The organism is Streptomyces sp. NPDC059455 (genome assembly GCF_042750115.1).
In the GTDB taxonomy this organism is placed as follows: Bacteria; Actinomycetota; Actinomycetes; order Streptomycetales; family Streptomycetaceae; genus Streptomyces; species Streptomyces endocoffeicus.
Genome location: NZ_JBHYVB010000311.1, coordinates 3,594 through 9,938 on the forward strand (window position 1 = coordinate 3,594; position 6,345 = coordinate 9,938).

General features: G+C 70.5%; 6 protein-coding genes and 3 pseudogenes. 5 read left to right on the forward strand and 4 right to left on the reverse strand.

The window, feature by feature from the left end; genetic code table 11:
* Positions 1–123 precede the first annotated feature (123 nt).
* Positions 124–606, reverse strand: a complete 483-nt coding sequence (locus ACFXB5_RS50380; RefSeq protein ID WP_385222008.1) for an FAD-dependent monooxygenase — start codon at positions 604–606, stop codon at positions 124–126.
* 186 nt (positions 607–792) lie between these two features.
* Between ACFXB5_RS50380 and ACFXB5_RS50385 the strand changes: the two genes are divergently transcribed.
* The 4 genes and pseudogenes from ACFXB5_RS50385 to ACFXB5_RS50400 form a co-directional block, all read left to right on the forward strand.
* Positions 793–1,917 carry an FAD-dependent monooxygenase gene (locus tag ACFXB5_RS50385; protein ID WP_385222011.1) on the forward strand — a complete coding sequence of 375 codons (1,125 nt, stop codon included), beginning with the start codon at positions 793–795 and terminating at the stop codon, positions 1,915–1,917.
* A gap of 29 nt (positions 1,918–1,946) precedes the next feature.
* Entirely contained in the window at positions 1,947–3,137 is a 1,191-nt protein-coding gene (locus tag ACFXB5_RS50390) for an alpha/beta hydrolase family protein (protein ID WP_385222013.1), read from the forward strand.
* Position 3,138: 1 nt separating this feature from the next.
* A complete protein-coding gene (locus tag ACFXB5_RS50395) occupies positions 3,139–4,086 on the forward strand; it encodes a VOC family protein (RefSeq protein ID WP_385222016.1) in 948 nt (315 codons plus the stop codon).
* Positions 4,087–4,142: 56 nt separating this feature from the next.
* Positions 4,143–4,238: pseudogene (locus ACFXB5_RS50400) on the forward strand (hypothetical protein); the annotation flags it as partial.
* 53 nt (positions 4,239–4,291) lie between these two features.
* Here ACFXB5_RS50400 and ACFXB5_RS50405 read toward each other — a convergent pair.
* Positions 4,292–4,972: a hypothetical protein gene (locus tag ACFXB5_RS50405; protein WP_385222019.1), complete on the reverse strand. Its 681-nt coding sequence runs from the start codon at positions 4,970–4,972 to the stop codon at positions 4,292–4,294.
* A 303-nt stretch (positions 4,973–5,275) separates the two neighbouring features.
* Positions 5,276–5,612 (reverse strand): annotated as a pseudogene (locus tag ACFXB5_RS50410) (ATP-binding protein); the annotation flags it as partial.
* Between the two features lie 2 nt (positions 5,613–5,614).
* Between ACFXB5_RS50410 and ACFXB5_RS50415 the strand changes: the two are divergent.
* A pseudogene (locus ACFXB5_RS50415) lies at positions 5,615–5,726 on the forward strand (integrase); the annotation flags it as partial.
* A 63-nt stretch (positions 5,727–5,789) separates the two neighbouring features.
* Here ACFXB5_RS50415 and ACFXB5_RS50420 read toward each other — a convergent pair.
* The gene (locus ACFXB5_RS50420) at positions 5,790–6,074 is read right to left on the reverse strand and encodes a hypothetical protein (protein ID WP_385222025.1); all 285 of its coding nucleotides are present in this window, start codon (positions 6,072–6,074) and stop codon (positions 5,790–5,792) included.
* Positions 6,075–6,345: the final 271 nt, after the last annotated feature.

Here is a 6,345-nt window from a genome sequence, read left to right on the forward strand (position 1 = left end):
TCGGGGCTGTGCAAAGCGGGGCGCGGTCGTGGTTTTGCGCGCCGTCGACCCACCTTTTACCGCCCCCGGAACGACGGGGTCCGCGGGCGGGTTATAGTGTCCCGGGCGCGGGAGCCGGCGCTCTCACGCACGGTGACCTCGACGTGGTCCCCGTTGCTGGGTGAACTCGGTGGCCTCCCAGCCCTGGTGTACCGAGAGATTGGGCAGCGCCCGCACCGCCGCGTCGAGCGCGTCCTCGACCGACGGCTGGTACATGAAGTAGTCGGAGGGCCAGCCGGAGATGCCCTCGGCGTCCCAGTCGAAGGTCAGCAGGGTCTCGCCCGCCGCGTTACGGAACTCGTACTTGGTGGCGCGGAACATGTCCCGCGCGACCCGCTCGGCCACGCCGAGAGACTGGAATATTCGCATGATCTCGTGGTCGACGTGCCCGGCGCGCGCCCTGCCGTACAGCCGGGGCCAGCGTTCGAGGACCGCGACGCGGTGGCCAGCCTGCCCGAGCAGCGCCGTCAGGGTCTGGCCGACCGGGCCGTACCCGATCAGCACGACGTCGTACGGGGCGTCGGTGTCACCCGGCGGCGCGGTCGGATCGATGGTCGTCCCGTGCATCGTCCCCTCCCTTGGTTGTGCCGCACACGCTAGGCAGGCGGCCGCGGACTCCCGGTCCGGTTCCGGCGTCCGGTATCCGATCCCGGACCCGTTGCCGGAACCGGACAAGACCCGCCCGAACCGGACTTGGTCCCCGCCGTCGCCTACCTACCTTGGCCGGGCAATTCGCCAAGGAGGACTGGACCCATGGAGAACACAGACGACGTCCGGTCGGCGCTGATCGTCGGCGCCGGCATCGCGGGACTGACGGCGGCGAGCGCCCTGGCCCGGCGGGGATGGCTCGTCGAGGTCGTCGAGACGAGCACCGAGGGAGCCACCGTCGGCTGGGGGCTGAGCCTGACCGGCCCCTCGCTCCGCGCGCTCGACCAGCTCGGGCTGGCCGACCAGTGCCTCACCGCCGGATACGGCATGCGCATGATCACCAACACCGACGCGCATGGAGCGGTGGCCCCGGTCGCGCTCCCCTGCCTGCTCGGCGAGGACCGCCCCGCCATGGCGGGGATCGCGCGCCCGGAGCTGCACCGCATCCTGCACACGGCGGCGCTGCGGCTCGGGGTGCGGATCCGCTACGGGCTCAGCGTCTCCCGACTGGCACAGCAGGCCGGACAGGTGCATGCCGAGCTGACCGACGGCACGACGCGCACCGTCGACCTGCTGGTGGGTGCCGACGGTATCCGCTCGACTGTCCGCGACCTCACCGGTTGCACCGCCCCGGTCGACTACCACGGCCAGATGGTGTGGCGGGCGCTCGTGCCGCGCCCCGACTGGGCCACCGGGATCCACACCTACGCGAGCATCGGCCACCAGACGGGACTCATGCCGATCTCCGCGACCCAGGCCTACGTCTTCCTCACCGAGAACGGGGTGCGGCCCGACGTGCTGCCGGATTCCGAACTCGCGGAGCGGATGGCCGAACTGCTGGCGTCGTTCGCCGGACGGGTGGCCGAGTTCCGGCCGCTGGTCGCACGCTCCGGTTCGGTGGTCCGGCGGCCGGTGCAGACCGTGATCGTCGATGCGCCGTGGTCCCACGGCAGCAGCGTCGTGATCGGCGACGCCGCGCACGCGCCCTCGCCTCAGATGATCAGCGGCGCCGCCCTCGCCATCGAAGACGGCCTGATCCTCGCCGAGGAGCTGGACCGGCAGCAGGACGTGCCGAAGGCCCTCGAGTCGTTCACCGACCGCCGCTGGGAGCGGTGCTCGGTCCTGGTGAAGGCCTCAGTGGCGATCTCCCGCCTTGAGCAGGAACAGCGGCACCGCGACTCGCACCAGCTCATCGACGCCTGCCATCGGCAGATGGCGCAGCCGGCGTGACACGAGCCGGTATGACACAGGAGGTTGAGTTGTCCCCAACAGACGCACAACACGGCGTCACGCAGCACGACGTCGCAGCAGACTCCCCACAGGACGCCCCGTCCCCGCCCGAAGCGAAGGCGTGGCTGCGCACGCATCTCGCGGAGCGGCGCAACCCGTTCAACGCCATCGGCGAGGCTGCGGCCGCCCAATACATTGAGACGCTGCCCGGCCTCGACCCGGTCCGGTGGGCCAAGCACTGGCTCGGCGGCGCGACGGAGTTCGCGGCTGCCGCCGAGCGTGCCGAGGCCGACGGCGACCGGCGCGCCGCGCTGGAGAACTGGTGGCAGGCCTACCAGTTCGCGTTCCTCGGCCGGTACCCCTCCCCCCTCCATCCCGCCAAGCTGGCCGCATACGAGCAGGCCCGAACCTACTTCGCCCGGGTCTGCGAGCTGGAGGACACCCCGGTCGAGCGGGTGAGCGTCCCGTTCGAAGGGCGCGAGGGCGAGGGCGACTCCGTCACGTTCCTGGTCGCCCGGCCGCCCGGCGGCTCGGCCAGGCCGCCGGTGGTGTTGATGTGGGGCGGCATCGACGTGTGGAAGAAGGAGAGCTACGCCCGCGGCCGGCTGCTGCGTGAGCGCGGCTTCGCCACGGTGCACCTCGATAAGCCGGGCGTCGGCCAGTCCCCGGTGCTGGCAGGGCCGGATGCGGAACGCCAGTGGGACCCCGTCTTCGACTGGCTGCAGGGCAGGGACGACCTCGACGGTGACCGGATCGCAGCCCTCGGCCTGTCCTTCGGCGGCTACTGGGCGATGAAACTGGCACACACGCACCGCGAACGCCTCGCCGCCGCGGTCAACTGGGGCGGCGGAGTGCACCTGACGTTCCAGCCCGAGTGGCAGGAGAAGTCCCGGCACGCCTCGTCCTACCTGATGGACCTCATGCCGGCCCGCGCCCGCATCTTCGGCGGCAGCACCTTCGCCGACTACGTCGTGCGCTGCCCCGAGCTCTCCCTGCTCGACCAGGGGGTCCTGGACCGCGAGTCGTGCCCGCTGCTGCTGGTCAACGGCAAGGACGACCAGCAGAACGCCGCCGCCGACATCCACCTCGCCCTCGAGCACGGCGATCCGAAGACCGCCCGGCTCTTCCCCGGCGGACACATGGGCTCCGGCCCGGTCCTGCCCACCATCGCCGACTGGCTGGCCGACCGGCTCGGCCCGACAGCGAAAGAAGGAAACTGACATGACCACCAACACCGTCGCACCCCTGATCACCCACCTGCGGCACGTCGACATCGCGATGCCGAACTTCGCCGAACAGCGCGCGTTCTACCAGGAGACCTGGGGGCTGACAGAGACGGCCCACGACTCGGGAGTCTCCTTCCTCGCCGCTGAGGGCTCGCCCGAGCAGTACGTCGTCCGCCTCCGCCAGGACGGCCAGAAGCGCACCGACCTCATCGCGTTCGGCGCCCCCATCCCCGCCGACGTGGACACCCTCGCCGAGCGGCTGATCGCCCAGGGCGTGCGGCTGGTACACGAGCCCCGCGTGATGGACACTCCAGGCGGCGGCTACGGCGTCCGGTTCTTCGACAACGAGGGACGTGTCGTCGAAGTCTCCGCGGACGTCGCGGTGCGCAAGCACCGGAGGATCGAGGCGCGCGAGCCCGTCCCGGTGAAACTCTCGCACGTGCTGATGAACACGCCGACGCCGGAGGCAACCGTCCGCTGGTACACCGACCACCTCGGATTCCGGCTGACCGACACGATGTGCATCGGCGACCGCGAGATCATGTGGTTCCTGCGGTGCAACACCTTCCACCACAGCTTCGGCTTCGTTCGCGGCCCGCACGCCGCCTTCCACCACGCCTCGTTCGAGATGCGCGGCATCGACGAGTTCATGCGCGGCAGCGGCCGCCTGCACCGCCTGGGCTACGAGCGGCTCTGGGGCCCTGGGCGGCACCTCGCCGGGGACAACTCGTTCAGCTACTTCCTCGACAAGGCGGGAAACACCGTCGAGTACACCACCGAGGTCGAGACGATCGACGAGGACACCTGGCACCCGCACCTCTACGACGTGCGCGATCCCGCCAACTCCGACGTGTGGGGCACCGCGAACAACATGAACGAGTTCGTCGCAGCCCGCTCGCAGAACGACGTCGACCACGGACTGTTCGTCGCACCCCCGATGTGAGCGGAGGGGACGGCATGACGACCTCGGTGCGTACCCGGCTCTCCGGCAGCTGGCGGATGACCGACTGGAAGGTCTTCCGCGGCGAGGAGGAGCTCGACCCGCCCCTCGGCCCGGCGGCCGACTGCACCGGACTGCTCATCTACACCGACGAGGGGACGATGAGCGCCAACCTTACGCTCCTCGAGCGGCCCCCCTTCGCGTGCTGTCACGAGTGGCGAGACCAGCCTGGTCGCGTTCCTTGCCCAAGTCCTCTACGAGGAAGTCCGGGACAGATCGTCTTCGAACCGGCTGTGGACACGGTCTTTCCGCTCCGGGGAGCAGCCAGCGTCAGCAGGACGAAGCCCACGGCGAAGCCGAGCATCGTGAACACCCCCCGGGGCCAGAAGATGTGACTGTCCAAGAACGACCAGCAGGCGGCCAGCAGGACCACGGTGCCCGGCAGCACCCGTGCCCCATGCCGGCGCCAGAGCGCCGCGCACGTGGCGACAGCGGCCACGGCCAACGCGTGCACGCCCACCCGGCCCAACTCGTCCCCAGTTCGGAACAGCCCCCCGGCCGCCCCGTGGACACCATGGTCCACCACCGTCCCTGCGGAGATCCCCGCCACCGCGTCGAGCCCGGAGTAGTACGTGGCATAACAGAGACATCCTGCCCAGGCGAGCACCGTCAGAGCCCCTTCCCCGTTCCGGTGCGGCCGCCCCCACAGCGGGACCAACAAGCCCACCGCCAGGAAGGGGAAGACGGGCAGCAGGGCGATGTGCAGTCCGGCCCAGTGGCCGGCTGTCGCCGCTGTCAGATGCCGGGGATGCACCAGACCGGCGGTGGCGAGCAGCAGCGGAGCGGCCGTCACCGGCGCGATCGTACGAAGGGCACGGAGGGATCTCATGCGGTCACCGTAGGAGGCCGCCGGGCGGCCCGCGGCCCCGCCGGGAACGCGTAAGACACCTGTAAGGGGAGGCCCGGAACGGGTCACGCTCCTCACGAGGTGGCCGCCCTCTGCGGGCGATCCCCCGCACACCGCCCACAGCAACATCACCGCGACCACGGCCACCAGCGCGAAGAGCCAGTGTCCAGCGCGTCGACTTGCTCCAGCTCTCCACGCAGGAGATCGGCAGCTCCACCTCGTGCTGGGGCAGAGCACGCAGTTCGTCCAGCCTCAGGGCGTACGGCCGTGGCCCGGCCACCACCAGGCCGCGCAAAGCCGTGGATCGGCGAAGGTCCTGCTCCAGCCCGTGAAAGCCTCGTTGGAAGCGATCGCGATGCTGCTCTTCTCGTCACGCGTAGTGAGACCTGGAAGAGCATTTCCGCGCCACGGTGGCCAGTTCGCGATAGCCCAGCTCATCGATTTCGAGAAGGTCGACGCCTCCGCAGCGGGCGATGGTCTTGCCGAGCTGCTTGTCGTCTGCCGCTTCCACCAGCTCGTTCACCAAGGATGCGGCCGTGATGTAGCGGACTCGTTGGCCGGCCAACGCGGCTGCGGTGCCCAGCCCAATCAACAGGTGTGACTTGCCGGTGCCCGAGTCCCCGCAAGCGACCTGGTCGACCTCGTACGGTGCACTCCATCCGGATTCTGGTGCTGCGTCTGGCGAGGGAGAATCCACACCTGGGGCTACAGGCGTCTGCACGGCGAGCTGCTCGTGCGAGCGCCGGACCGCAGGTCCTGCACGCCCGGGCGACGAACGCTCAGCGCCTCCACGTGCTGGTCACGCGGCGACGATGCCCTCCATGCCACCCTTCTCCGCGGAGAACTTCGGCAGGCCTTCAGTGGCCCTGGTGACCAGGGTCAGCTCGCCGTTGGCCGCGACCCGGAATCCGTCGATGTTGCCGGTCGTTCCGTTCTGTACGTAGAGGAACGCCCCGTCGGCGGGGGCTGCCATGTCGATCGTGCCACGGGAGTCGGCCGACAGCGGCACCGCCTGCATCGCTCGACGCGCCCAGCCACGGCCCCGTTTCTCCTGGAGCGACAGCCGTTCGACGTCAGCGACCACAAGCGGGCCATCGAGGGGGCGAACGTGTGAGCGCCACGACCCTGTAAACGAGAAGGGCCCCGGGGGTGGGGGGGGAGGCGGGAGGACGGCCCCGGAGGGAGGTGAGGGGGCCCCAAAAAAAACCCCGCCGCGGGGGGGCGGGGCGCGGGGGGGGGCGGCCCGGGGCGGTGTTGTTGGGGGGGGCGCGCCCGGGGGCCCCGCGGCCCGCATCCGCGGTTCCCGCTACGCCACGCGCTACCCGCTACGCCCCCTCCGGCAGCAGTTCCCCCAC